Origin of the sequence: Erythrobacter sp. 3-20A1M (assembly GCF_018636735.1) — a bacterium.
Lineage (GTDB): Bacteria > Pseudomonadota > Alphaproteobacteria > Sphingomonadales > Sphingomonadaceae > Alteriqipengyuania.
This window is the reverse complement of record NZ_CP045200.1, coordinates 2732821-2756246: the sequence shown is the minus strand read 5'-3', so window position 1 is coordinate 2756246 and position 23426 is coordinate 2732821. Positions and strand designations below refer to the sequence as shown.

Genomic DNA, 23426 nt, shown 5'->3' with positions numbered 1-23426 from the left:
TCTCCCCCCTCCTACCAGCGCGGCGATGCTCCCACCGTGTACGTAATCCGGCGATCAGGCCGCGGAAAGGCTCACCCTGCCCCCGGCGTGGCGCACCAGCCGTCCGGCGATCTCCAGCTCCAGCAGCGCGAGCTGGACCGAGGCCGGACCCTCCCCCGACTGGCGGATGAGTTCGTCCACGGCGACGGGCGCGGTCGAGAGCAGGTTGGCGACGTCCGCCGGCTCGGCATCGGCCAGCTCTTCGGGCGCGGCGGCGAGGTAGCTTTCCCCCGTCTCGCGCACGGAGGAGCGCGGCGTGCCGTCGAAACCCGACAGCAGTTCGACCACGTCGCCCGGCTCCTGCACCAGCACCGCCCCTTCGCGGATCAGCAGGTTGCAACCATGGCTGCGCGCGTCGAGCGGGCTGCCGGGAATCGCCATCACCTCGCGCCCCGCCTCGCCCGCCAGCCGCGCGGTGATGAGCGAGCCGGACTTGGGTGCGGCCTCGACCACCACCGTCCCGAGCGCGAGCCCGGCGATGATGCGGTTGCGTGTCGGAAAATGGCTGCCGCGCGGCTCCGTACCCGGCGGCTGTTCGGCCAGCAACAGACCCTCTTCCGCGATGCGCCGGTGCAGATCCTCGTGCTGAGGCGGATAGGCGATGTCGATCCCGCTCGCGATCACGCCGATGGTAGCGGGCAACGCGCCCTCGTGCGCCGCGCCGTCGATTCCGCGGGCGAGACCCGAGACGACGGTGAAGCCCTCCTCCGCCAGCGCCCCGGCGAACTCGCGCGCCAGCTTGACCGCGGCGGCGCTGGCATTGCGCGCCCCGACCATCGCGACGCAGGGCCGCGACGCCAGCGTCAGGTCGCCGCGCCAGGTCAGGATCGGCGGCGCGCCGTCCGCCTCTCGCAGCAGCGCGGGATAGTCCGGCTGGTCGTGGAAGAGGTAGCGCGCGCCCGCTCGCCGGACCGCCTCGATCTCGCGCTCCACCAGATCGCGTGACGCCAGCGTATAGGATTTGCCCCCCCGCCCGGCCAGATCGGGCAGCGCCTCCAGCGCCGCCTCCGCGCTGCCGAAGCGCCCGAGCAGCTGGGCGAAGCTCACCGGGCCGATCCGCGGGCTGCGCAGCAGGCGGATGCGCGCGAAGGCCTCCGCCTGCGACAGCGCGGGCGCGCTCACTTGCTTTTGCCGACCCGGGGTTCCTCGCCCCGCAGCAGCCGCCCGATATTGGCGCGGTGGAGCCACAGGACGATAACGGCGATGGCGACCAGCACGGGGACATAGACCGGATAGCCGAACAGCGCCGCCGCGATCGCCGCGCACACCACCGCGCTCATCCCGGCGAGCGAGCTGATCCGCGTCAGCGCCAGCATCCCGATCCACACGAAGGCGTAGGTGAGGCCCAGCGGCAGGGCGAGGCCGAAGGCGACGCCCGCATTGGTCGCGACGCCCTTCCCCCCCTTGAAGCCGAGCCAGACGGGAAAGCAGTGCCCCAGCACCGCACCCAGCGCGGCGGCCGGTGCCGCCCCCCACCAGATGCTCTGCACCGCGGCCGGATAGGGGAAGAAATGACGCGCCAGCAGCACCGCGGCCAACCCCTTCAGCAGGTCCAGCACCAGCGTCGCCGCGGCCAGCCACTTGCTGCCGGTACGCAGCACGTTGGTCGCGCCGATATTGCCGCTGCCCTGCTGGCGCACATCGCCCAGCCCCGCCATGCGGGTCAGCAGCAGGCCGAACGGGATCGAGCCCAGCAGGTATCCGAGCAGCGCGGCGAGCAAGCTTTCCACAAAACCTCCGTTCGGCCCGAGCTTGCCTGCGACCGCGAAGGCGGTTGTCGAAGCCCTGCACTTTCTTCTAGCGCAGCACCTAAAGTGAAGGACGCTCCTTCGACAAGCTCGGGACGCTCGGTTTTGGAAGAAAGCTCGGCTTCGGCCCCCATCCTGCTGTTCGATTCCGGCGTCGGAGGGCTCACCGTGCTCGCCGCGCTGCGCCGCGTGCTGCCCGATGCGCCGGTGATCTACGCGGCCGATTTCGCGGGGCTGCCCTATGGCGAGAAGAGCGAGGCGGAGATTGCGGCGCGGGTCGCGGGGCTGCTGGGCCGGATGGGCGAACGGTATCAGCCGCGCCTCGCCTGCATCGCGTGCAACACCGCCAGCACCATCGCGCTCGGCATGGTGCGCGAGGTGCTGGAGATCCCGATCGTCGGCACCGTACCCGCGATCAAGCCCGCCGCGGCGATGACGAAGACCGGCATCATCGGCCTGCTCGGCACCGCGGCGACCATCCGGCAGGGCTATGTCGATCGGCTGGAGGCGGCGTTCGCGGCGGACAAGACCCTGCTGCGCCAGGCCGCGCCGGGCCTCGTCGAAGCGGCGGAGGCGAAACTCGCCGGGCGCGCCGGGGTCGACGAAGCGGTGGCCCAGGCGGTGGCGGCCCTGCGCGCCCAGCCCGGCGGCGACCGGATCGATACCGTGGTGCTCGCCTGTACGCACTTCCCTCTGTTGCGCGAGGAGCTGGCAGCAGCGTTCGGCGCCAGAGTCGCGCTGGTCGACGGGGCAGAGGGTATCGCGCGCCGCATCGTCTCGCTCACCGGCGGGCAGGCGTTCGCGCGCCGCGCGCCGGACTTCGCCGTCACGACCGGGCCGATCGACACGCTGGAACAGCGCGCCGACGCCCTGCGGCAAGTCGGGATCGAAGATTTGCGCGCCTTCTAACTGCGAAACGTTCGCAAAGATCGCGGTGGAAATCGGCGGAAAACGGGCGTATCGCGCGGCCAGCGCCATGAACTACACACAGATCTTCGATCAGGCGATCGATCGCCTGCACGCCGAAGGCCGCTACCGCGTCTTCATCGACATCCTGCGCAACAAGGGGGCCTTCCCCAATGCGCGATGTTTCGCCGGGCATAACGGACCGAAGCCGATCACGGTGTGGTGCTCCAACGATTACCTCGCGATGGGCCAGCACCCCAAGGTCATCGGCGCGATGGAAGCGGCGCTGCACGATGTCGGTGCCGGTTCGGGCGGCACCCGCAATATCGGCGGCAACACCCATTTCCACGTCGAGCTGGAGGCCGAGCTGGCCGACCTGCATGGCAAGGAAGGCGCGCTGCTGTTTACCAGCGGCTACGTCTCCAACGACGCGACGCTGTCCACCATCGCCAAGCTGCTGCCCGGCTGCGTGATCTTCTCCGACGAGCTGAACCACGCCAGCATGATCGCCGGCATCCGCAATTCGGGCTGCGAGAAGCGCGTCTTCCGCCACAACGACGTGGCCCATCTGGAACAGCTGCTCGCCGCCGAAGCTCCCGAGACGCCCAAGCTGATCGCGTTCGAGAGCGTCTATTCGATGGATGGCGACGTCGCCCCGATCCACGCGATCTGCGACCTGGCGGAGAAGTACAACGCGCTGACCTATATCGACGAGGTCCACGCGGTCGGCATGTACGGCCCGCGCGGCGGCGGCATCTCCGAACGCGACGAGGCGGCGCACCGCATCGACATCATCGAAGGCACGCTGGGCAAGGCGTTCGGCGTGATGGGCGGCTATATCGCGGCCGATACGCGCATCATCGACTGCATTCGCAGCTACGCGCCCGGCTTCATTTTCACCACCTCGCTCAGCCCCGCGCTGGTCGCCGGCGTGCTTGCCTCCGTCCGCCATCTCAAGGGTTCGAGCGAGGAGCGCGACGCGCAGCAGGCGGCCGCGGCGAAGCTAAAGGCGATGATGGCCGACGCGGGCGTGCCGGTCATGCCGAGCACGACGCATATCGTCCCCGTGATGGTCGGCGATCCGGTCCGCGCCAAGAAGATCAGCGACATCCTGCTCGCCGAATACGGCATCTACGTGCAGCCGATCAATTTCCCGACCGTGCCGCGCGGGACGGAGCGTCTGCGCTTCACCCCCGGCCCCTCCCATACCGAGGAAATGATGCGCGAGCTGACTGACGCGCTGGTCGAGATCTGGGACCGTCTCGAACTCGATCTGGCCCAGGCCGCCTGACGACCGGGCGCGACTGCGCGCCAGCGGCCAGGAAAGTGCGCACGCGATCCCGCAGGCGATCAACGGCAGGGGTGCGATTGATCCGGAACCCTTGGCGCGGTTTCTCGCTGTTCGGTATATGACCGACGCCAACCCGAACCCATCCGAACGATTCGCCGATTTCGGCGACGGCTTCCATCACCTGCGAGGCACCTTTCGTGTCGGCGGCGTCCTGAACGTTGGAACACACTGCGCGCTCGTTGAACTTCCATCCGGAAAGTTCGTATTTCTCGATAGCTACACGCTGCCCGATGCTGTGCGCCCCCAGGTCGATCAGCTGACCGATGGCGGCTCTAAAGTGGCGGCGATCATCAATCTGCATCCTTTCCACACGCTACATATCGAATGGATGCACCGGGCCTTCCCCAACGCAGCGCTCTACGGCACGCGGCGGCATATCGAGAAGTTCCATATCCTCCCTTGGGAGTCGGAACTGTGCGAGGACGGCCTGCCAGACGAGGTCACCGAGGGGCAATCGAATTTTCCACCCCCCGCGGCGTCGACCTGGTGTGCGAGAAGGAAGACACCCATTTTGGGTCCGTGCTCGCCTATCATCCCGCAAGCGGCACGATCTATGTCGACGACACTCTTTCGCGGCTCGACCTGCCGTGGCCCCTGTCGCTCATGCCCATGAACCAACGGCTGGATTTCCATCCCACACTCGCTTCCGCGCTGAAGAAACAGCCGGGTGCGGCAGCCGCCTTTCGCGAATGGGCGATCGACCTTGGCGTCGAATGGCACGAGGCGCGCCGCATCGCCACCGCGCACAACAGCACGATGGCATTGGGCCCGGAAGTCTTCCCCGAGAAGATCGGGGCGGCCTTGGCGCGGGTCAAACCGGTGCTCGACCGGCACCGGGATCGGTACGGTTGAGCGAGTGGGCACGGGAACCTGCGAAGGTCCCGCGCCCACTCCTCTACCCTTGGGCGCTCTCCTTCGCGCACCGTTCCACCCACTCGCGGATCAAAGGCTCGTCCGGCAACAGGTCGCTGAACCACCGAAACGGGGATGCGCATAGGAGGTCGGCAGCGCTAAACCGCTCGCCCAGCAGATACGGCCCCTCACGCAGCGGCTCGGCCAGCCGCTCCAGCATCGTCGCCTCGTCGCGAAAGGTCGCTTCGATCGCTGGATGCGACAGGCCCGCCCACCGCATGACGATCAGCGGTTCCATCACCCCCTGATAGTAAGAGAGCCAAGACAGATACGCGCCCCGGCCCGGCTCGCCTGCGAGGGGTCCCAGCTTCTGCTGCGGATAGGCGTCGGTCAGGTAGAGCATGATCGCGCCCCTTTCCCGAACCTGCTCGGCCCCGTCGACCAGGAAGGGGACTTTCTTTTCCGGGTGCGGGTTTTCCGGGTCCGGTCCGCCCGATCCATCCTGCCGGACGATGGCGACCTCGCGGATTTCCACATCGGCCTTCAACAGGCGAACCAGATCGACCACCGTGTCGGAACGCGACTGCGGCGAATGATAGAGCACAGGCATGGAGTTCTCCTTTCGATTTCGGTTCGAAAGGCATAGACCGCCTCTGCTGACAGAACGCGGCAGGAGCGGGTAATGGCACGGCAGGACAGGCTCATGCGATTGCTCGGCGCGCTGCGGCGCCTGCCCGCGCCCGTCACGGCGGAAAGGCTGGCGGCGGAAACCGAAATTTCGCTGCGCCAGCTCTATCGCGACATCGCCACACTGCGCGCGGGCGGCGCGCTGATCGATGGCGTGGCGGGCTACGGCTACACCCTGACAGAGGACCCGGCGCTCCCTCCCCAAAGCTTCTCGCGCCTGGAGACCGAGGCGCTGATGCTGGCCGTGGGCAGTCTGGAGCAACTCGGCGACGAAGGTCTCGCCTCAGCCGGTCGCGACGCGATGGCGCGGATCATCGCCACCCTGCCCGACCGGCAGTCGCGCCAGGCCATGCACGCTATCATGCGGTCCTGGCGGCCTGTGGAAGAACGCGCGGCGATCACGATCGATGTCGAACTGCTGCGGGAATGCTGCTGGGACGAAACGAGCGTGACGATCGCCTATCGCGACCGGCAGGGTAACCGCAGCGAGCGCGAGATCCTGCCGCTCGGCATGTCCTACAGCCCGACGACGCTGATGATCGTCGGCTGGTGCCTGCTGCGAGAGGATTACCGCACGTTCGAAGTCGCGCGGATCGAACGGCTTGCGCGGGGCGAGCGGAGCTTCCGCCCGCGCCGGGTCGAACTGCTCCGCCGGTATACCACGATGCGCATCGCCCAGTGGCGGGCGCAGGAAGCAGCGGAGCGGGAGAGCGCTTCCCGCTCCGCCAGCCTTGGTCCTACCGCAGGCTGACCACGTTGTCGGCCGCGGGCCGGGTCCGGCTGCCGTCATAGAGGCTCGCCATCGGTTCGTCGGTGACGGTCACGCATTCGACCGCGTCGAAGCCGTTGAAGGCGGTCTTCATCGCCGCGCCGTATGCGCCCAGCATCCCGATCTCGATATAGTCGCCCGGCGCGATATCCTCGGGCAGTGCGAACGGCCCTTCCATATAATCCGCATCGTCGCAGGTCGGCCCGTAGAACGAATAGTCCGCCATCGTCGCAGTGTCCGCACCGTCCTTCAGTGCGCGAACGGGGAAGTTCCAGCCGACATGCGCAGCGTCGTACAGCGCGCCATAGGCACCGTCGTTGATATACAGCTCGTTGCCGCGACGCTTCTCCACCTTGACCACCAGCGAGGAGAATTCCGCGCTCAGTGCCCGGCCTGGTTCGCACCACAGCTCGCTGGAATAGGAGACGGGCAGCGATTCGGCGGCGCGGAAGATCACGTCGAAATAATCCTCCAGCGGCGGAGGCTCCATGCCGGGATAGACGCTCGGGAAGCCACCGCCCACATCGACGATGTCGATCAACACCGACGCCGCGACGATCGCGGCGCGCGCGCGCTCCAGCGCCTGAACATAGGCGAACGGCGTCATCGCCTGGCTGCCGACATGGAAGCACACGCCCAGCCAGTCGCAATGCTGGCGCGTCGCGGCGAGCAGCGCGGGCGCCTCGGTCAGGTCGCAACCGAATTTCGATGCGAGCGAAAGCTCGGAGAACTCGCTGGAAACGCGCAGGCGCACCAGCAGCTTCAGATCCTTCGCCGGGCTACCGTCATCCTTGCGGCACGCGGCGACGATCTTCTCCAGCTCTTCGGGCGTGTCGAGGCTGAAGGTCCGGCAACCATGGACGTGATAGGCCTCGGCGATCGCGTTGCGCGACTTCACGGGGTGCATGAAGCACAGCTCCGCCTGCGGCAGCGTCTCGCGCACCAGTCGCACTTCGGCGATGGAGGCGACGTCGTAATGGGTCACGCCGGCATCCCACAGCACGCGCAGCAGCGCGGGCGATGGATTGGCCTTCACCGCATAGAGCGAGCGCCCGCGGAACTTCTCGACGAAGAAACGCGCCGCCCGCGCCGCGGCGTGCGGACGGAGCAGAATAACGGGTGCGTCCGGCGCGAGCGCGCGAACTACAGACCGGGCGTCAGGATGATGGAGCAATTCAAGGGACCCCCAAAACGGTTCGTTTCAGACAAGGCTGCCTTGCGGTTGTCTAGAGTCCCCTTGGGGCAGCGGAGGCGCGCATATAGGGGCTCTGCGATTAATCGCAAATGAAAATCCATGTGCGAGATTTGGCGACCTTTCGGCTTTGCGAAACCTATGCGCGAAGGCCCCGCGAAGTTCCCATCTCGCGCGGCCCGCGGTGCGCGGCGAACGCCGAACCGTCAGCTCAGCCGATTGCGGAAATCCTCGTATCCGAACGACTTGACCTGTTCTAGAACGTCGGTCTCGCTGTCCCACAGCCAGATTCCGGGCAGCGGCACGCCGTTGAAGGTGTTGGTCTTCACCATCGAATAATGCGCCTGGTCGAGGAAGGCGATGCGCTGCCCCGCCTCGCTGGCCACGGGCAGCGAATAATCGCCGATCACGTCGCCCGCGAGGCAGGACGGCCCGCCCAGCCGCACCGGCGATTCGCCGCCCGCTACCTCGCCCAGCATCGCGGGGCGATAAGGGGCCTCGATCACGTCGGGCATGTGGCAGGTAGCGGAAATGTCGGTGATCGCGAACGGCACCTCGTTGACGCCCGTGTCGAGGATCGTGCCGACGAGGATGCCCGCATCGAGCGCGACGGCCTCCCCCGGTTCGAGATAGATTTCCGCCCCGGTATCGTCCTTCGCGTCGCGCAGGAACGCGATTAGCTCGTCGCGCTGGTAATCGGCGCGGGTGATGTGGTGCCCACCGCCCATGTTGATCCATTTGAGCTGCCCGAACCATGGCTCGATCGCGTCGAACACCTTGTCCCAAGTGCGCGCCAGCGGCTCGAAATCCTGCTCGCACAGATTGTGGAAATGGATACCGTCGATCCCCTCCATCATTTCCGGCTCGAGTTGGTCGATGGGGAAACCGAGGCGCGAACCGGGGCTCGACGGATCGTAGCGCGGCACCTCGCCCGTCGGCACCTGCGGATTGATCCGGAGGCCGACATCGAAATCGCCGCCGGTCAGCTTCGCCTGTTCCAGGATCGCGCTGGCGCGCACGATCTGCTGCGGCGAATTGAAGATGACGTGATCCGACAGGCGGCAGACCTCCTCCAGATCCTCCGGCTTGTAGGCCGCGCAATAGGTGCTGATCTCGCCGTCGTAGAACTCCGAGGCGAGCCGTGCCTCCCACAGCCCGCTGGTGCACACGCCATCGAGATATTCGCCCAGGATCGGGGCCGCGCTCCACATGCTGAACGCCTTGAGCGCGGACAGCATCTTGATCTCCGCCGCGTCGCGGATGTCGGCCAGCACCCGGCAGTTCGCGCGCAGCTTCGCCGCATCCACCACGAAGGCGGGGCTGTCGACGCGCGACAGGTCGAAATCGGCAAAGGCGCCCGGATCGCCGGCTCTCGTTTCCATTACTTGAAAGGTCCCTTGAAGATGAAATAGGCCCCGGCCGCGACCAGCAGGAAGCCGATCCCGGTGTTCCAGTTCGGCCGTTCCCCGAACAGCGCCCAGGCGACGATAACGAAGCCGGTCAGGGAGAACACCTCGGTAATCGTCTTGAGCTGCGCGAGCGAGTAGGCCTGCGCCCCGATCCGGTTGGCGGGGACGGCAAGCGCATATTCGAAGAACGCCAGCCCCCAGCTCGCCAGCACCGCGATCCACAGCGCCCGGCCGGGTGCCTTGAGATGCGCGTACCAGGCGGTGTTCATCACGATGTTCGACAGCGCCAGCAGGCCGATCGGCGCCAGCAGCGCAAATTTCGGGCTCACCTCGAACTCCTCAGCGCATTCGCGAAGACAGCCAACGTCCTGTCGTCGAAGCACACCAGAGCAATGCGGTCGAACGCACCGGGATGATCAGCCACCATTTCCGTCACCGTCTTAACGGCGACCTGCGCTGCGCGGTCCAGCGGATAGCCGTAGATACCGGTCGATATGGCCGGAATGCCAACGGAGCGCGCGCCGACCTCGGCCGCGCGGGTGAGTGATTCCCGATAACAGCTCGCCAGCTGCTCCGGCTCGCCGCTATCGCCGCCGCGCCAGACCGGGCCGACCGTGTGGATGACGTGGTCGGCGGGCAGGCTATAGCCCTTGGTGACCTTCGCCCGACCGGTCTCGCAACCGCCCAGATGACGGCATTCACGGAGCAGCTCCGGTCCCGCCGCGTGATGGATAGCACCGTCGACACCGCCGCCGCCCAGGAGAGAGGAATTCGCCGCGTTGACGATCGCGTCGAAGTGCATCGTCACGATGTTGCCTTTAAGGGCCTCGATCATGGTGGCGGCGACCTTCATACGTCAGAACCCGACGGGCCCGTCCAACTCCTTCACGTCCCAGGGCAGGCCGTTCTCGCCCAGCATGTCCAGGAACGGATCGGGGTCGAATTCCTCCATGTTGAACACGCCCTCACCGGTCCAGGTGTCCTGCACCATCATTGCTGCGCCGACCATGGCGGGGACGCCGGTGGTGTAGCTGACCGCCTGGTTGCCGGTTTCCTCGTAAGCCTTCTCGTGGCTGCAGATATTGTTGATGTAGAACGTCTTCTCGCCGCTGCCGTCGAGCGCCTCGCCGGTCGCGATCACGCCGATATTGGTATTGCCCTTAGTCGTCTCGCCCAGCGTCTCAGGCTTGGGCAGCACGGCGGCCAGGAACTGGAGCGGGATAATCTCGCGCCCCTGGTATTTCACCGGATCGATCCGCGTCATGCCGACGTTCTGCAGCACGGTCAGGTGCTTGATATACTCGTCACCGAAGGTCATCCAGAAGCGGGCGCGCTCCATCTCGGGATTGAACCGGGCGAGGCTTTCCAGCTCCTCGTGATACATCATATACATGTTCTTGGGGCCGACCGCCTCGAAGTCGAATTCGACTTTCCTGCCCATCGCCGGGGTCTCGACGAACTCGCCGTTCTCCCAGTGGCGGGCGGGCGCGGTCACTTCGCGGATATTGATTTCCGGGTTGAAATTGGTCGCGAACGCCTGCCCGTGATCGCCGCCATTGCAGTCGAGAATGTCGAGCTGGCGGATGGTCTTCAGCTTGTGCTTCTTGAGCCACATGGTGAACACGCTGGTCACGCCGGGATCGAAGCCCGACCCGAGCAGCGCCATCAGGCCGGCATCCTTGAAGCGGTCGTGATAGGCCCATTGCCACTTGTACTCGAACTTCGCCTCGTCCTTCGGCTCGTAATTGGCGGTGTCGAGATAGGCGACGCCCGCTTCCAGGCACGCGTCCATGATCGGCAGGTCCTGGTATGGCAGCGCCAGATTGACCACCAGGCTCGGTTCGATCTTGCGGATGAGGTTGACCATCGCGGGCACTTCCTCGGCGTCGATCTCGTAGGTCGAGACGGTTTGCCCGGTGCGCTGCTGCACACTCGCGGCGATGGAGTCGCATTTGGACTTCGTGCGGCTGGCGAGGTGGATATCGGAGAAGATTTCCGCATTCATCGCCATCTTGTGCACGCAGACGGAACTCACCCCGCCCGCACCGATCACCAGAACCTTCGCCATGTCGTCTCCATCGTCCAATTGCATGCGGCCCGCCGCGAGGGGCCGCCTATTTAATGTGCGTCCACATAGGCGAACGCTTCGGCGTCGCAAGTCGATCCTCGGGTGCGGCGCGCACCTTGCGGGCTTTCCTACGCAGCCTCCGTCCGGCAGATTGGGGCGATGTGCCGTTCACACCTCACGCCCTTCGCGATCATAGACCATGCATGGCGGAAAGCAGGGCTTTTTTCGCCGCCAGGACACTGTTCCATGTGTTCCATCCTGTAGGACTTCGGCCATGGCTCGGGCTTGCGGATGCGGACAGCTTCGCGCGGAGGATCACCGATGTTTGACATCGCGCGGTGCGCCTTGCACCAAGGCAAACGTAACGAGGGAGTGGGTACGTAATGCAAGCGCAAATCCTGGCACCGGCGGCGGTGCTGATCCTGTGGTCCCTGGTGATGCTGGGCTGGATGGCCGGAACACGCCTGCCCGCTATGAAGAAGGTGTCGGGCGGCGGGCTTGAGAAAGCGCCTCCCGGTGGTCGCGGCCAGAACCTGGAAGGCGTCATCCCCGACCGGGTCAACTGGAAGGCGCACAACTATTCGCACCTGATGGAACAGCCGACCATCTTCTATCCGGCGGTCATCATCCTGGCGCTGATGGGCGCCAACGGTGTCGATGTGCTGGCCGCATGGATCTATGTCGGCGTGCGGATCGTCCATTCGATCTGGCAGGCGACGGTCAACGTGGTCTCGACGCGCTTTCTCCTGTTCTTCATCTCCTCCCTGGCCCTGCTCTATCTCGCCGTCCGGGCGGTATATGCGACCCTGTTCTTCGATCCGGGAGTGGTCGCATGATCGGCATGGCAATCCTCCAGCCCGCCGTCGCGCTGATGATCTGGACCATGGTGATGTGGGCATGGATGTATGCGACGCGCATTCCCGCAATGAGCCGCATGAAGATCGATCCGGACCAGTCGGTACGCGATCCCGATCAGTCGCTCGATCGCAAGCTTCCACCGGAGGTCCAGTGGAAAGCACACAATTACAACCATCTGCATGAGGCACCTACCGTATTCTATGCGGTGGTGCTGGTGCTCGCCCTGGTCGGCCAGGGTGATGGGCTCAACGCCCTGTTCGCGTGGATCTATGTCGGCCTGCGCGTGGCGCACTCGCTGGTGCAGGTCACCGCGAACAAGGTGATGGTCCGGTTCGTGCTGTTCTCTCTGTCGAGCCTGGTGCTGATCGCGCTGATCGTGCACGCGGCGATCGCGGTGTTCTGAGGGCGGGGCGTTACTCCGCCGCTTCGGCCGCCTCTTCCTCGGCGAATTCGAGGGTGGCGAGGAAGCGCTCGGCATCCAGCGCCGCCATGCAGCCCGTCCCTGCGGCGGTCACCGCCTGGCGATAGGTGTGGTCCATAACGTCGCCGGCCGCGAAGACGCCGGGGATCTCGGTCTTGGGCGTGCCCGGCTCGACGAGCAGATAGCCGTTGTCGTCCATCGGCAGCTTGCCCGCGAACAGCTCGGTCGCGGGGGCATGGCCGATCGCGACGAAGGCGCCGTCGACGATCAGCTCACTCTCCTCGCCGGTCTGCGTGTCCTTCAGAACCAGATGGCTCAGCCCCCCGTTCTCCCCCGCCTCGAACCGCTCCACCGTCTTGTTCCAGAGGGTCGAAATCTTGTCCGATTTGAACAGCCGCTCCTGCAGGATGCGCTCCGCCCGCAAGTCGTCGCGGCGGTGGATCAGGGTCACGTCGTCGGAGTGGTTGGTGAGATACAGCGCTTCCTCGACGGCGGTGTTGCCGCCACCGATCACCGCTACCTTCTTGCCGCGGAAGAAGAACCCGTCGCAGGTCGCGCAGGCCGACACGCCCTTCCCACCCAGTTCCTGCTCGCCCGGCACGCCCAGCCACTTGGCCTGCGCGCCGGTCGCGATGACCAGCACGTCGCCGATATACTCGTCGCCGCTGTCGCCGACCGCGCGGAACGGGCTGCCGCCCGCCAGATCGACCTCGACGATGGTGTCCCACATCATTCGCGTGCCGACATGTTCGGCCTGCGCCTGCATCTCCTGCATCAGCCACGGGCCCTGGATCACGTCCTTGAAGCCGGGATAGTTCTCCACATCGGTGGTGATGGTCAGCTGACCGCCCGGTTGCAGGCCCTGCACCACGATCGGTTCCATCATCGCGCGCGCGCCGTAGATCGCGGCGCTATAGCCGGCGGGGCCGGAGCCGATGATGAGCATCTTCGTGCGGTGGGTAGCCATGATGGTATCGTCCGTAAGCCTGAGAATTGCAGCCCCTCTTCGCGCGCAAGGCACCGGGGGTCCAGTTCAGGTGGGCGAGCTTTCCACCAGATGCAAGCGCAGCCGCTCGCGCAACGCATCGTCGACGCCAAGTTCGGCGGCAAGAAACGCATCGACCGATCCGTGGCTCTGCTCCAGCGCCCGCCAGGCGGCTTCGAGATAGTTCGCGCGTACGCCCATCAGCGCCCTTATCGCCTCGTCCGAGGCGTCGCCATAGCGCCGCCGGATTGCAACGGCACCCTGCGCGATCCGCGCCTCGTCATTGCCCGCGCTATTGGTGAGGAGATAATCCTCCATGATGTCGTCGTGATGCACACCCAGCGCATGATGCAGCAGCGCCACCGCCATTCCGGTGCGGTCCTTCCCCGCATGGCAATGGATCAGGCTTGCGCCCTTCCCATCCGCCAGTGCCGCGAAGTAGCGGCGCACTGTCCACAGCAGCGCGGCGCGTTCTGGCAAGCGGGTATAGAGCCGCTCCATCGCCCGGTGTGCGTCGGCCTCGGTCAGCACTCCGTCCGCCGCCTCCGCATGCGGCGCAAGCCCGGCGGTTTCTCCGTCGTAGTAGATCACCTCGCCCGCGAAGCCCCGAAAGGCGCGGCTCGGGTAGCTTTCGCGCTCTCGATTACCGCGCAGGTCGAGCACATGGGCGAGGCCGAGACCGCCGATAACATCGAGATCCGAACCGCTCGCATCTGCATGATGGCCCGAGCGAAACAGGGCTCCGCGCTTCAGCCGACCATCGGGAACGGCGTAGCCGCCGTAGTCGCGAAAGTTGTGAACATGCTCGAGGGCTAGCAGTCGCCCGGCGCTCACCGCTCGACCGCTTCGAGATCCCGGACGTAGTTCTCGGTCCAGCCCTGAACGTTATCTTCGCGCACGGTGCGGATCAGATTCTCGTAGCGTTCCTTGCGCTCGGGCAGCTGCATGTCGAGCGCCTTGGCGATCGCATGGCTCAGATCGTCGGGACTATGCGGGTTGACCAGCACCGCATCCTGCAACTGCGCCGCCGCCCCGGCGAAGCGCGACAGAATCAGCACCCCCGGATCGTCCGGGTTCTGTGCGGCAATATATTCCTTCGCCACCAAGTTCATCCCGTCGCGCAGCGGGGTGACCAGGCCGATCTTCGCCGCGCTGAAGAAACCGAACAACTCGGCATGCGAATACCCACGGTTGACGTAGCGGATGGGGACCACGTCCACTTCGGACCGGGCACCGTTGATCTGTCCGGTCTTCTGTTCCAGCGTTGCGCGGATCTGCTGATAGCTTTCCACATCCTCGCGGCTGGGGGGGGCGATTTGGATATAGACGAGGTCGCGCACCTTGTCCGGATTCTGGTCGAAGAAGCGACCGATCCCATCGATCCGCTCTGGAAGGCCCTTCGAATAGTCGAGCCGGTCGACCCCGATCATGGCAATACGGCGCCGGGTCGAGGAAAGCAGGCGCTGGGCCGCCTGCCGCGCCTCGCCGGTCGCGCCCTGCTCCTGAAAATGGTCCCAGTCGATACCGATGGGGTAGGCGCGCGCGATGGTTTCGCTGCCGTCGTAAACGATCCGGCCCGTTTCCTCGTTCACCTCCGCCTGCAATTCCTTGCGGCAATAATGCAGGAAGCTTTCGCGCCATTCCTCGGTCTGGAAACCGATGAGGTCGTAAGCGAGCATGGTCTTCACCAGCCGCTCGTGGAACGGGAGGGAAACGAACAGCCGAGTCGGCGGCCATGGCGTGTGGAGGAAGAAACCGATGCGGTTGTTCAATCCACGCTCGCGCAACCGGTCCGCCAGCGGCAACAGGTGATAGTCGTGCACCCAGACAAGATCGTCGTCCTCGATCAGCGGGACGACGCTATCGGCGAAGCGCTGATTGACGCGCTCGTAGCCCTTGGCGGTCTCCCGCTCGTACTTCGTCAGATCGATGCGATAGTGGAACAGTGGCCACAGGGTGGCATTGGCATAGCCGTTGTAATATTCGTCCAGATCGCGCGGCAGCAGATCGATGGTCGCGGTCGTGACCCCGTCGTCACTACGCTGCATGTGGATGGTGCCGTCGGCCTTGTCGCTGGTTTCGCCCGACCAACCGAACCATACGCCCTTGTGTTTCTTCAGCGCCGAATTGAGCGCCCCGGCCAGACCGCCCTGCGCACCAGCCGCGCCGCGCGCCTTAGGCACGGCGACCCGGTTGGAGATCACGATAAGGCGGCTCATCGGCTGGATGTCATCTGATTTCGCTCCACGGCCGGGACAACAAGCCGGCACAGTTGATGATACCCACCAGCGAATAGGTTTGCGGGAAGTTCCCCCACAGCTCGCCCGTCTCCCAGTCGAGGTCCTCGCTCAGCAAACCGGACGCGGTGCGCTGTCCCAGTATCGCGGTGAAGAGTTCGCGGGCTTCTTCCGTACGACCGGCGACATGGAGCGCCTCGATCAGCCAGAAGGTACAGACATTGAACGCAGTCTCGGGCGCGCCGAAATCGTCCTCGTGCGCGTATCGCAGCATGTTCGCGCCGCGCCGCAGATCGCGCTCGATCGCGGCGAAGGTGGAGCGGAACCGGCAATCGTCGGGCTTCAGGAAACGCAGGTCGATCATCTGCAACAGGCTGGCATCGAGATAGTCGGTTTCGAAGCTGGCCTTGTAATGGCCCTCCCCGCTTTCGTCATCCGCCTCCCACGCGCGCTTCTCGATCAGGGCGCGGATCGAAGCCGCGCGCTCGGCCCACAGGTCATGGCGATCGGTTTTGCCGAGACGATCGGCGACATTGGCCAGCCGATCGCAAGCCGCCCAGCTCATGATTGCGGAATAGGTGTGCACTTCCTGCCGGGTGCGGAATTCCCACAAGCCGGCGTCAGGCTGATCGTGCATCTTCCACGCCATCTCGCCCACCTGTTCGAGGCTGGCGAAGTCGCCCTCGTCGCACATGCGCAATAGGCGGGTGTCGAAGAAGCCTTGCGCGGTTGGCAACACGATCTGGCCGTAGGCGTCGTGCTGCACCTGCTTGTAGGCGGCATTGCCCACCCGCACCGGTCCCATGCCGCGATAGCCGGCGAGCTTATCGGCGACGCCTTCCTCCAATTCGCCGTCGCCCATGACGGAATAGAGCGGCTGGACGTGCCCGCCCTTTGCCTGGTCGACGATGTTGCGCAGATAGGTGAGGTATTTCTCCATCACGTCCAGCGCACCCAAGCGGTTGAGCGCTTGGACGGTGTAGTAGGAATCCCGGATCCAGCAGAAGCGGTAGTCCCAGTTGCGCTCGCTACCGGGGGCCTCGGGGATCGAGGTAGTTAGCGCGGCTACGATAGCACCTGTTTCCTCGTGCTGGCACAGTTTCAGGGCGATGGCGCTGCGGATGACATCGGTCTGCCAATCGAGCGGAACGTGGAGGCCGCGCACCCAGTGCATCCAGTAGCGCTGCGTCTGTGCCTCCATGCGGCGCATTTCGCTGCGCAGATTGCCGCTGAACGGTTCGTCGGGGCCGAGGAAGAAATGCTGGTCGCTCTCGACGCGGAAATAGCGCTGTTCGAGCAGATAACCGACCGGCGCATCGGTGCTGAGCCGCATCGCCTGCGTGCCAACCAGATAGCGGATATGGTTGGTCCCGCTGGTATGCGCGGCAAGGTCGGTTCCATAGTCGCGCATCGGGGTAAGCACCATCCGCATGCGCGGGCTGCCCGCCACCGGTCGAACGATGCGGCAATAGGCCACCGGTCGGTACATTCGACCGGAGCGTTCGAAGCGCGGGCAGAAATCATGGACTTCGACTGCGCTGCCGTCCTCAGCTTCCAGCCGAGTGACCAGGATCGGAGTGTTGCGGCGGTATTCCTGCGTCGCCGAAACCTGCCCCTCCAGTTCGACACGCCAAACGCCCTCGTCCTCTCGGTCGCCGTTGAGTAGGGAGCAAAACACCGGATCGCCGTCCACGCGCGGGACGCAGCCCCAGACGAGCGCGCCGTGCGCGTCGATCAGGCCGCTGACCTGGCAATTGCCGATCGGCCACAGTTCCAACGAGCGATTCATGCCGTCAGCCATCGACGAACTTTCTCCACGTCTTCGATATGGTAGCGTGCGGCGGTCTCTTTTTGCTCGCCGACCAGAATGCCGAACCCGCCATGTTTTGCGCAAGCAGCGAAACCATCTTCGTCCGTGACGTCGTCGCCCAGGAAGATCGGTGTCGCGCCCGCGAAAGGCGCGCCTTCGAGCAGCCGCTTGACGGCACTGCCTTTATCCGCCCCCGGTGCGACCAGTTCTATCACCTGCTTGCCCCGCTTCACCGCCAGACCATGTTCCTCCGCCAGTTCCTCGGCGAACGCGACGCACGCGTCGATCATCTCCGGCTTCGCCCGGTAGTGAAGGCCGGCACCATGAGGCTTGTCCTCGAAAAGCAGCCCCTGTGAGGTCGCGAAGGCCTTCATGCGCTCCTTGGCCTCGTCCGGAATCATAAGGGCAGGATCGCCGACAGCCGTACCATCGGCGGCGAAGATCGCCGCGCCGTGCGAGCCTGCCATGCAGACGGGCACCCTGCCCAGATGTCTTTCGATATCTTCGCGTGAGCGACCGGTGACGATCGCCACGCGGCCACCGAACCGCTCATCTAGATCCACGAGGAAATCGGCTAGATCCTCGGGCACCACGATCGCATCCGGTTCGTCGGCAATATCCACCAGTGTACCGTCGAAATCGAGAAACAGCGCTGGCGTCTCGAAAGAAGCCAGCGCGGGGGGCGGAGAGAGCTCTGTGCGGTGCGCCATCGCAGCGGCCATAACGATAACGCCGCGCGGTTCAATGCTGCACTTGCGAAATGTTACGTTCCGCGCTCAATCCTCGTTCTTCACCCTTGCGCGATAGCGATGGAGCAACGGCTCGGTATAGCCGCTTGGCTGCTCCAAGCCTTCGAACACTAGCGCGCGTGCCGCCTGGAATGCGAGCGATGCATCGGGATCGGGCGCCATCGGATGATAGGCCGGATCGCTCGCATTCTGGGCATCGACCTTCTCCGCCATCCGGCGCAGAACCGTTTCGACTTCGTCGGGTGTAGTGACACCATGCAAGAGCCAGTTGGCGATATGTTGACTGGAAATACGCAGCGTCGCCCGATCTTCCATCAGTCCGATATCGTTTATATCGGGGACCTTGGAACAGCCCACCCCCTGATCGACCCAGCGCACGACGTAGCCCAGAATGCCCTGCGCGTTGTTCTCCAGCTCCTCGCGGACCTCGTCGGTCGCCCAGTTTCGCCCCTCCGCCAGCGGGATCGTTAGCAGGTCCGAAAGCGGCGCGATGCACTCCCCTTTGCGCTCTTCCTGACGGGCGAAGACATCCACAGCATGGTAATGCGTCGCGTGAAGCGTCGCGGCGGTAGGAGATGGTACCCATGCGCAGTTCGCGCCGGTTTGCGGGTGGCCGATCTTGGTCGCCAGCATGTCCGCCATGCGGTCGGGCATCGCCCACATGCCCTTGCCGATCTGCGCCCTGCCCGACAGCCCGCAAGCAAGCCCGATCTGCACGTTCCGATCCTCGTACGCGGCGATCCACGGCTGGTTCTTCATCGCGTCCTTGCGCACCATCGCGCCCGCTTGCATCGCGGTGTGGATCTCGTCCCCCGTGCGGTCGAGGAAGCCCGTGTTGATGAACATCAGGCGGTCCTTCACCGCATGGATGCAGGCCGCCAGATTGGCGCTCGTGCGCCGTTCCTCGTCCATCACGCCGACCTTGATCGTATGCCGCGCCAGACCCAGCAAGTCCTCCACAGCGTCGAACAGATCGTTGGTCAGTGCGCATTCCTCCGGTCCGTGCATCTTGGGCTTCACGATATAGATCGAACCTGCGCGGCTGTTGGTCAGCCTGCCCATGCCGCGAACGTCGTGCGCTCCTATGGCGGAGGTCATGATCGCGTCGAGAATGCCTTCGGGGGCCTCGGTCCCATCTGGCAAGCGCACCGCGGGGGTCGTCATCAGATGGCCGACATTGCGCACCAGCAACAGGCTTCGCCCGTGCAGCGTGCGTTCGCTGCCGTTCGGCGTGGTATAGCGGCGATCCGGTTCGAGACGGCGAGTCATGGTCTCCCCGCCTTTCTCGAACGTCTCCTCGAGATTGCCGCGCATCAGGCCGAGCCAGTTGCGATAGGCCAGGACTTTGTCCTCGGCATCTACCGCCGCGACCGAATCTTCGCAGTCGCAAATGGTGGACACCGCCGCCTCCAGCACGATGTCGGCAACGCCTGCCGTGTCGTCGCGCCCCACCGGATGATCGCGATCGATCACGATCTCGATATGCAGGCCGTTATGGACCAGCAGCGGATTACCGCCCGCATGGCCCGCGAGCTGGTCGGGATTGGCCAGGTTGAATTCCCCGCCGTCCCAGTCCGCCCAACTCCCTTCGGCCAGCGGAACCGTCCGGTCGAGAAAATCGCGTCCCCATGCGATCACCTGCGCACCGCGGCCGGCATCGTAGCCCTTGCCCTGCGGTTCGCCGGGGATGGCGTCGGTGCCGTACAGCGCATCGTAAAGACTGCCCCACCGCGCATTGGCGGCATTCAGCAGGAACCGCGCGTTCAGGATCGGCACGACCAGTTGCGGTCCCGCGATGGTCGCCAGCTCCGCATCGACGTTGCGCGGGTCGATCGCAAACGGCTCGGGCTCGTCGACGAGATAGCCGATCTCACGCAGGAAGGAGGTGTATTCTTCGCCATCGATCGGACTGTCGCGATGTTCGACATGCCAGCGATCGATCTGCGCCTGCAGTTCCTCGCGCCTGGCGAGGAGGTCACGGTTGCGCGGCGCGAAATTGGCGAAGATACCCGCCATGCCCTGCCAGAAGGCCGGGGTGTCGATCGCCAGGGGCGGCAGCACCTCGTCCTCGACGAAATCGACCAGTTCGTCCGAAATGGTCAATCCTGCGCGCTCGGCCATGATGTTCTCCCCGCTTGGCTGTGATGTTCGGGCCTGGGTCTAACGGGCGCGCTCGCCCTGTCCAGAGCGGGGCAGCCGAGGATTTTTTGCCCCGGCGAAAGGCGCGGCTACGGGAGTCAGTGTGCCGTAGCGTCGAGCCGCCGCGCCAGCGCCACGCCGCCCGTGATCAGAAAAGGCACAAGAACGAAACTGAGCGTAACCTTGGCAATGATTTGCCCGATCAGCAGGTCGTGGATCGGAAATTCGCCATAGAAGGCCAGCGTGATGAAGATGACCGAATCGATCGCTTGGCTGAGTGCGGAGGCGATAGCTCCCCGGATCATCAGCCCTGTCGTCTTGCTGTCCCCGCCCCCCCGCAGACGCGAGAAAATCCACACGTTGAGAAACAAGGAGACGCCGTATGCAACGGGGCCCGCCGCCATGATTCGCGGCGTCTGCGACAGGACCGTCTCGAATGCGTTCAGATTCGCCGCCGGCATATCTGGCGACACCGGCAGAAACAGCACCAGCCCGATCAGGCACACCGACACCGCCAGTGGAACGAAGCCCCACAGCACCAACCGGTTCGCGGTGCGATCGCCGTAAAGCTGCGCGATGGTGCTCGAAATCACCACTAGCAGCAGGAACGAGAATATGCCGGCCTCCACGATCAGCGGGCCGATCGCGACTTGTTTGAAGCCGAGTACGCCTGCCAGCACCGTCATCCCGCCGTACAGCAGGGTCAGGACGAACAGGCCGCGCGGTATCGGCGAAGTGGCGGGTGGGGCTACGGTTTCCATCGGCGGATGCTTATGGCGCGGTCCCCGAAAAGGAAAGCGGGGGCAAACAACGCGCTGGGGATTTGACTAGCGCCGCGTGCCGCGCGAAGGAACGGTCTGACTTCTACGTTCACGAAGAGCCAGCTCCCGCATGCCCCCGATCCTGATGAGCCTCGTCGGCATTCTGGCGATCCTGTTGATCGCGTTCCTGCTGTCGACGGGCAAGAAGCGCATTCAGCTACGCGTGGTGGGTGCCGCCTTCGCCCTGCAGGCGCTGATGGCGTTCTTGGTGCTGGCAACCGACATCGGACGGCGCGTCATCCGCGGCATGTCGGACGGTGTCGCGGCGCTGCTGTCCTACGCGAACGAAGGCACCGCGTTTCTCTTCGGTGCCGACAATCCGCTCGCCAACACGTTTGCGCTCGGCGCACTGCCCGTGATCGTGTTCTTTGCGGCGCTCGTTTCCATTCTCTATCACCTTGGCATCATGCAACGGGTCGTGCGCTGGGTCGGAGGGGCGATCGGGTGGATCACCGGGATCAGCCGGGTGGAGTCGCTGGGCGCGGCGGCCAACATCTTCGTCGGCCAGTCAGAAAGCCCGCTGGTGGTCCGCCCCTATCTAGCCGGACTCGCGCCAAGCCGCCTTTTCACATTGATGAGCGTTGGCATGGCAGGTGTCGCGGGCACGATTCTTGCCGCCTATGCCGGACTGCTCGGCCCGGACTATCTGCCATTTTTGCTTGCAGCCGCTTTCATGTCCGCCCCTGGCGGCATTCTTATGGCCAAGATCATCATGCCGGACGATGGCGAACCGAGCCCCGAAGCCGAGGGCGAAGTTGCCCTGCCCGACATGCGGATCAGCGCCGATGGGCCCGGCGCGCTGGTCGAAGGCGGCAAGGCCCATGAGGTCGAGGTCGCGGAGACGTTCGAAGATGGACAGAAGCCCGCCAACATCATCGAGGCCGCAGCGCAGGGCGCACAAACCGGGGTGAAGCTGGCGGTCGCGGTCGGTGCCATGGTGCTGGCGTTCGTCGCCCTGGTCGCTCTCGCCAATGGCCTGCTCGGCTGGGCGGGCGGACTGTTCGGCTATCCGGCGCTGTCGTTCCAAATGGTGCTCGGCTGGGTTTTCTCGCCGGTGATGTTTCTTATCGGCGTGCCGTGGGACCAAGCGGGAACGGCGGGTGGCCTGTTCGGCACAAAGATCGTGCTCAACGAATTCGTCGCCTTTATCGAACTGACCGGGCCGGATGCCACCCTGCTGACCGATCGGAGCCGCGCGATCGTGACCTTCGCACTGTGCGGCTTCGCCAATTTCTCCTCCATCGCGATCCAGATGGCGGTGACCGGCGGCCTCGCCCCGAACCAGCGTCCGGTAATAGCCCGGCTGGGGCTACGCGCTCTGGCCGCGGGGAGCCTCGCCAACCTGATGAGTGCCGCACTGGCGGGGCTCTTCCTGCCGTATTAGATTGACCCGCATGACCCACATCGCCTCCGTTTCCCTCGCCCGCCCCCTGGAAGATCTCGCCGACGAGCTCGGTCAAAGCTTCGCGGAATACGGCTTCGCGGTAGTGCGCGATCACGGCATTTCGCAGGATCTGATCGACCGCGCGGAGGAGAAGGCGAAGGCGTTCTTCGCCCTGCCCGAGGACACCAAGCGCGCCTATCATATCCCCGGTGGCGGCGGCGCGCGCGGCTATACGCCGTTCGGGACCGAGCAGGCCAAGGATGCTGAAGTCTTTGACCTGAAGGAATTCTGGCACGTCGGTCGCACCTTGCCGGAAGGGCACGAGCTTGCCGAATTCATGGCCCCCAATGTCTGGCCGCACGAGATCGACGGCTTCGAGCAGACGTTCGAGGAACTCTATTCCGCGTTCGAGGAAACCGGCGCGCGTATCCTGGAGGCGATCGCCATCCATCTCGGGCTGGAGCGGAATTATTTCGCTGCCACCGTGGAGGACGGAAACTCGGTGATGCGACTGCTGCGCTATCCTCCCCTGCCCGATGATGCGCCCGATGGCGCGATCCGCGCGGCGGCCCACGGCGATATCAATACGATCACACTGCTGCTGGGTGCGGAGGAAGCCGGGCTCGAACTGCTGAGCAGGAAGGGTGAATGGCTGCCCGTATCACCGCCCCCGGGCGCACTCGCGGTCAATATCGGGGACATGCTAGAGCGGCTCACGAACGGACGGCTGCGCTCGACAACGCACCGCGTCGTCAACCCGAGCGGGGACGCCGCGCGGCGGGCACGGTATTCGATGCCCTTCTTTCTCCATTTCCGACCCGACTTCGTGATCGAACCGCTGGCCGAATGCGTGGCGCCGGGAGAGGAAGAATCGCCCCCCCCGCCGATCACCGCGCACGACTTCCTCATGCAGCGCCTGCGCGAGATCAAGCTGGCGTGAGGCGCGCGCTGCGGCAAAATATCAACAGTTGAAGAATTTTCTAGTGGTTGTTGCATTGCAG

The 23426-nt window shown here is 65.0% G+C and carries 24 protein-coding genes; 9 read left to right on the top strand and 15 right to left on the bottom strand.

Features of this window, described 5'->3' with window-relative positions; translation table 11 throughout:
- Window positions 1-54: 54 nt before the first annotated feature.
- A complete protein-coding gene (gene dprA, locus F7D01_RS13310; RefSeq protein WP_215227945.1) occupies window positions 55-1161 on the bottom strand; it encodes a DNA-processing protein DprA in 1107 nt (368 codons plus the stop codon).
- Window positions 1158-1769, bottom strand: coding sequence for a glycerol-3-phosphate 1-O-acyltransferase PlsY (gene plsY, locus F7D01_RS13305; RefSeq protein WP_215227944.1), 612 nt, complete (start codon window positions 1767-1769; stop codon window positions 1158-1160). Before plsY ends, dprA begins: the two co-directional genes overlap by 4 nt.
- Window positions 1770-1892: 123 nt before the next feature.
- Between plsY and murI the strand changes: the two genes are divergently transcribed.
- The 4 genes from murI to F7D01_RS15335 all read left to right on the top strand — a co-directional run bounded on the left by murI (window position 1893) and on the right by F7D01_RS15335 (window position 4896).
- Window positions 1893-2696 carry a glutamate racemase gene (gene murI / locus F7D01_RS13300; RefSeq protein WP_251566883.1) on the top strand — a complete coding sequence of 268 codons (804 nt, stop codon included), beginning with the start codon at window positions 1893-1895 and terminating at the stop codon, window positions 2694-2696.
- A gap of 67 nt (window positions 2697-2763) precedes the next feature.
- Complete coding sequence (hemA, locus tag F7D01_RS13295; RefSeq protein ID WP_215227943.1) at window positions 2764-3984, top strand: 5-aminolevulinate synthase; 1221 nt, start codon at window positions 2764-2766, stop codon at window positions 3982-3984.
- Window positions 3985-4102: 118 nt separating this feature from the next.
- Window positions 4103-4657: a hypothetical protein gene (locus F7D01_RS13290; RefSeq protein WP_251566881.1), complete on the top strand. Its 555-nt coding sequence runs from the start codon at window positions 4103-4105 to the stop codon at window positions 4655-4657.
- On the top strand, window positions 4654-4896 hold the full coding sequence (locus F7D01_RS15335) for a hypothetical protein (RefSeq protein WP_251566879.1): 243 nt from the start codon (window positions 4654-4656) through the stop codon (window positions 4894-4896). Before F7D01_RS13290 ends, F7D01_RS15335 begins: the two co-directional genes overlap by 4 nt.
- A 43-nt stretch (window positions 4897-4939) precedes the next feature.
- On the opposite strand, the gene F7D01_RS13285 is transcribed toward F7D01_RS15335, so the two are convergent.
- Entirely contained in the window at window positions 4940-5506 is a 567-nt protein-coding gene (locus tag F7D01_RS13285; RefSeq protein WP_215227942.1) for a glutathione S-transferase family protein, read from the bottom strand.
- Window positions 5507-5578: 72 nt separating this feature from the next.
- On the opposite strand from F7D01_RS13285, the gene F7D01_RS13280 reads away from it, so the two are divergent.
- Window positions 5579-6334 carry a YafY family protein gene (locus tag F7D01_RS13280; protein WP_215227941.1) on the top strand — a complete coding sequence of 252 codons (756 nt, stop codon included), beginning with the start codon at window positions 5579-5581 and terminating at the stop codon, window positions 6332-6334.
- Here F7D01_RS13280 and F7D01_RS13275 read toward each other — a convergent pair.
- The 5 genes from F7D01_RS13275 to F7D01_RS13255 form a co-directional block, all read right to left on the bottom strand.
- Window positions 6321-7526 (bottom strand): type III PLP-dependent enzyme, encoded by a 1206-nt coding sequence (locus tag F7D01_RS13275; RefSeq protein ID WP_215227940.1) that lies wholly within the window; start codon window positions 7524-7526, stop codon window positions 6321-6323. The two genes, F7D01_RS13280 and F7D01_RS13275, sit on opposite strands and share 14 nt — an antisense overlap.
- Window positions 7527-7750: 224 nt before the next feature.
- The gene (locus F7D01_RS13270; protein WP_215227939.1) at window positions 7751-8926 is read right to left on the bottom strand and encodes a carboxynorspermidine decarboxylase; all 1176 of its coding nucleotides are present in this window, start codon (window positions 8924-8926) and stop codon (window positions 7751-7753) included.
- Complete coding sequence (locus F7D01_RS13265; RefSeq protein WP_215227938.1) at window positions 8926-9282, bottom strand: DMT family protein; 357 nt, start codon at window positions 9280-9282, stop codon at window positions 8926-8928. Before F7D01_RS13265 ends, F7D01_RS13270 begins: the two co-directional genes overlap by 1 nt.
- Window positions 9279-9806, bottom strand: coding sequence for an O-acetyl-ADP-ribose deacetylase (locus F7D01_RS13260; RefSeq protein WP_215227937.1), 528 nt, complete (start codon window positions 9804-9806; stop codon window positions 9279-9281). The genes F7D01_RS13265 and F7D01_RS13260 overlap by 4 nt, the downstream gene beginning before the upstream one ends.
- Before the next feature lie 3 nt (window positions 9807-9809).
- Entirely contained in the window at window positions 9810-11021 is a 1212-nt protein-coding gene (locus tag F7D01_RS13255) for a saccharopine dehydrogenase family protein (RefSeq protein WP_215229826.1), read from the bottom strand.
- A 383-nt stretch (window positions 11022-11404) separates the two neighbouring features.
- Here F7D01_RS13255 and F7D01_RS13250 point away from each other — a divergent pair, with 383 nt between their 5' ends.
- Window positions 11405-11857: an MAPEG family protein gene (locus tag F7D01_RS13250; RefSeq protein ID WP_215227936.1), complete on the top strand. Its 453-nt coding sequence runs from the start codon at window positions 11405-11407 to the stop codon at window positions 11855-11857.
- Window positions 11854-12282 carry an MAPEG family protein gene (locus tag F7D01_RS13245; RefSeq protein ID WP_215227935.1) on the top strand — a complete coding sequence of 143 codons (429 nt, stop codon included), beginning with the start codon at window positions 11854-11856 and terminating at the stop codon, window positions 12280-12282. Before F7D01_RS13250 ends, F7D01_RS13245 begins: the two co-directional genes overlap by 4 nt.
- A gap of 10 nt (window positions 12283-12292) precedes the next feature.
- On the opposite strand, the gene trxB is transcribed toward F7D01_RS13245, so the two are convergent.
- The 7 genes from trxB to F7D01_RS13210 form a co-directional block, all read right to left on the bottom strand.
- Window positions 12293-13267, bottom strand: coding sequence for a thioredoxin-disulfide reductase (gene trxB / locus F7D01_RS13240; protein ID WP_215227934.1), 975 nt, complete (start codon window positions 13265-13267; stop codon window positions 12293-12295).
- A gap of 66 nt (window positions 13268-13333) precedes the next feature.
- A complete protein-coding gene (locus F7D01_RS13235; protein ID WP_215227933.1) occupies window positions 13334-14119 on the bottom strand; it encodes a tyrosine-protein phosphatase in 786 nt (261 codons plus the stop codon).
- Window positions 14116-15504: a trehalose-6-phosphate synthase gene (locus F7D01_RS13230; RefSeq protein ID WP_215227932.1), complete on the bottom strand. Its 1389-nt coding sequence runs from the start codon at window positions 15502-15504 to the stop codon at window positions 14116-14118. Before F7D01_RS13230 ends, F7D01_RS13235 begins: the two co-directional genes overlap by 4 nt.
- Window positions 15505-15514: 10 nt before the next feature.
- Window positions 15515-17323 (bottom strand): glycoside hydrolase family 15 protein, encoded by a 1809-nt coding sequence (locus F7D01_RS13225; RefSeq protein ID WP_215227931.1) that lies wholly within the window; start codon window positions 17321-17323, stop codon window positions 15515-15517.
- Entirely contained in the window at window positions 17308-18042 is a 735-nt protein-coding gene (gene otsB / locus F7D01_RS13220) for a trehalose-phosphatase (RefSeq protein WP_251566877.1), read from the bottom strand. The genes F7D01_RS13225 and otsB overlap by 16 nt, the downstream gene beginning before the upstream one ends.
- Before the next feature lie 66 nt (window positions 18043-18108).
- Entirely contained in the window at window positions 18109-20202 is a 2094-nt protein-coding gene (locus tag F7D01_RS13215) for a malate synthase G (RefSeq protein ID WP_215227929.1), read from the bottom strand.
- Between the two features lie 116 nt (window positions 20203-20318).
- On the bottom strand, window positions 20319-20981 hold the full coding sequence (locus F7D01_RS13210) for a queuosine precursor transporter (RefSeq protein WP_215227928.1): 663 nt from the start codon (window positions 20979-20981) through the stop codon (window positions 20319-20321).
- Between the two features lie 130 nt (window positions 20982-21111).
- Between F7D01_RS13210 and F7D01_RS13205 the strand changes: the two genes are divergently transcribed.
- Window positions 21112-22425, top strand: coding sequence for a NupC/NupG family nucleoside CNT transporter (locus F7D01_RS13205; protein ID WP_215227927.1), 1314 nt, complete (start codon window positions 21112-21114; stop codon window positions 22423-22425).
- A 10-nt stretch (window positions 22426-22435) separates the two neighbouring features.
- Entirely contained in the window at window positions 22436-23365 is a 930-nt protein-coding gene (locus F7D01_RS13200) for an isopenicillin N synthase family oxygenase (RefSeq protein ID WP_215227926.1), read from the top strand.
- Window positions 23366-23426 lie beyond the last annotated feature (61 nt).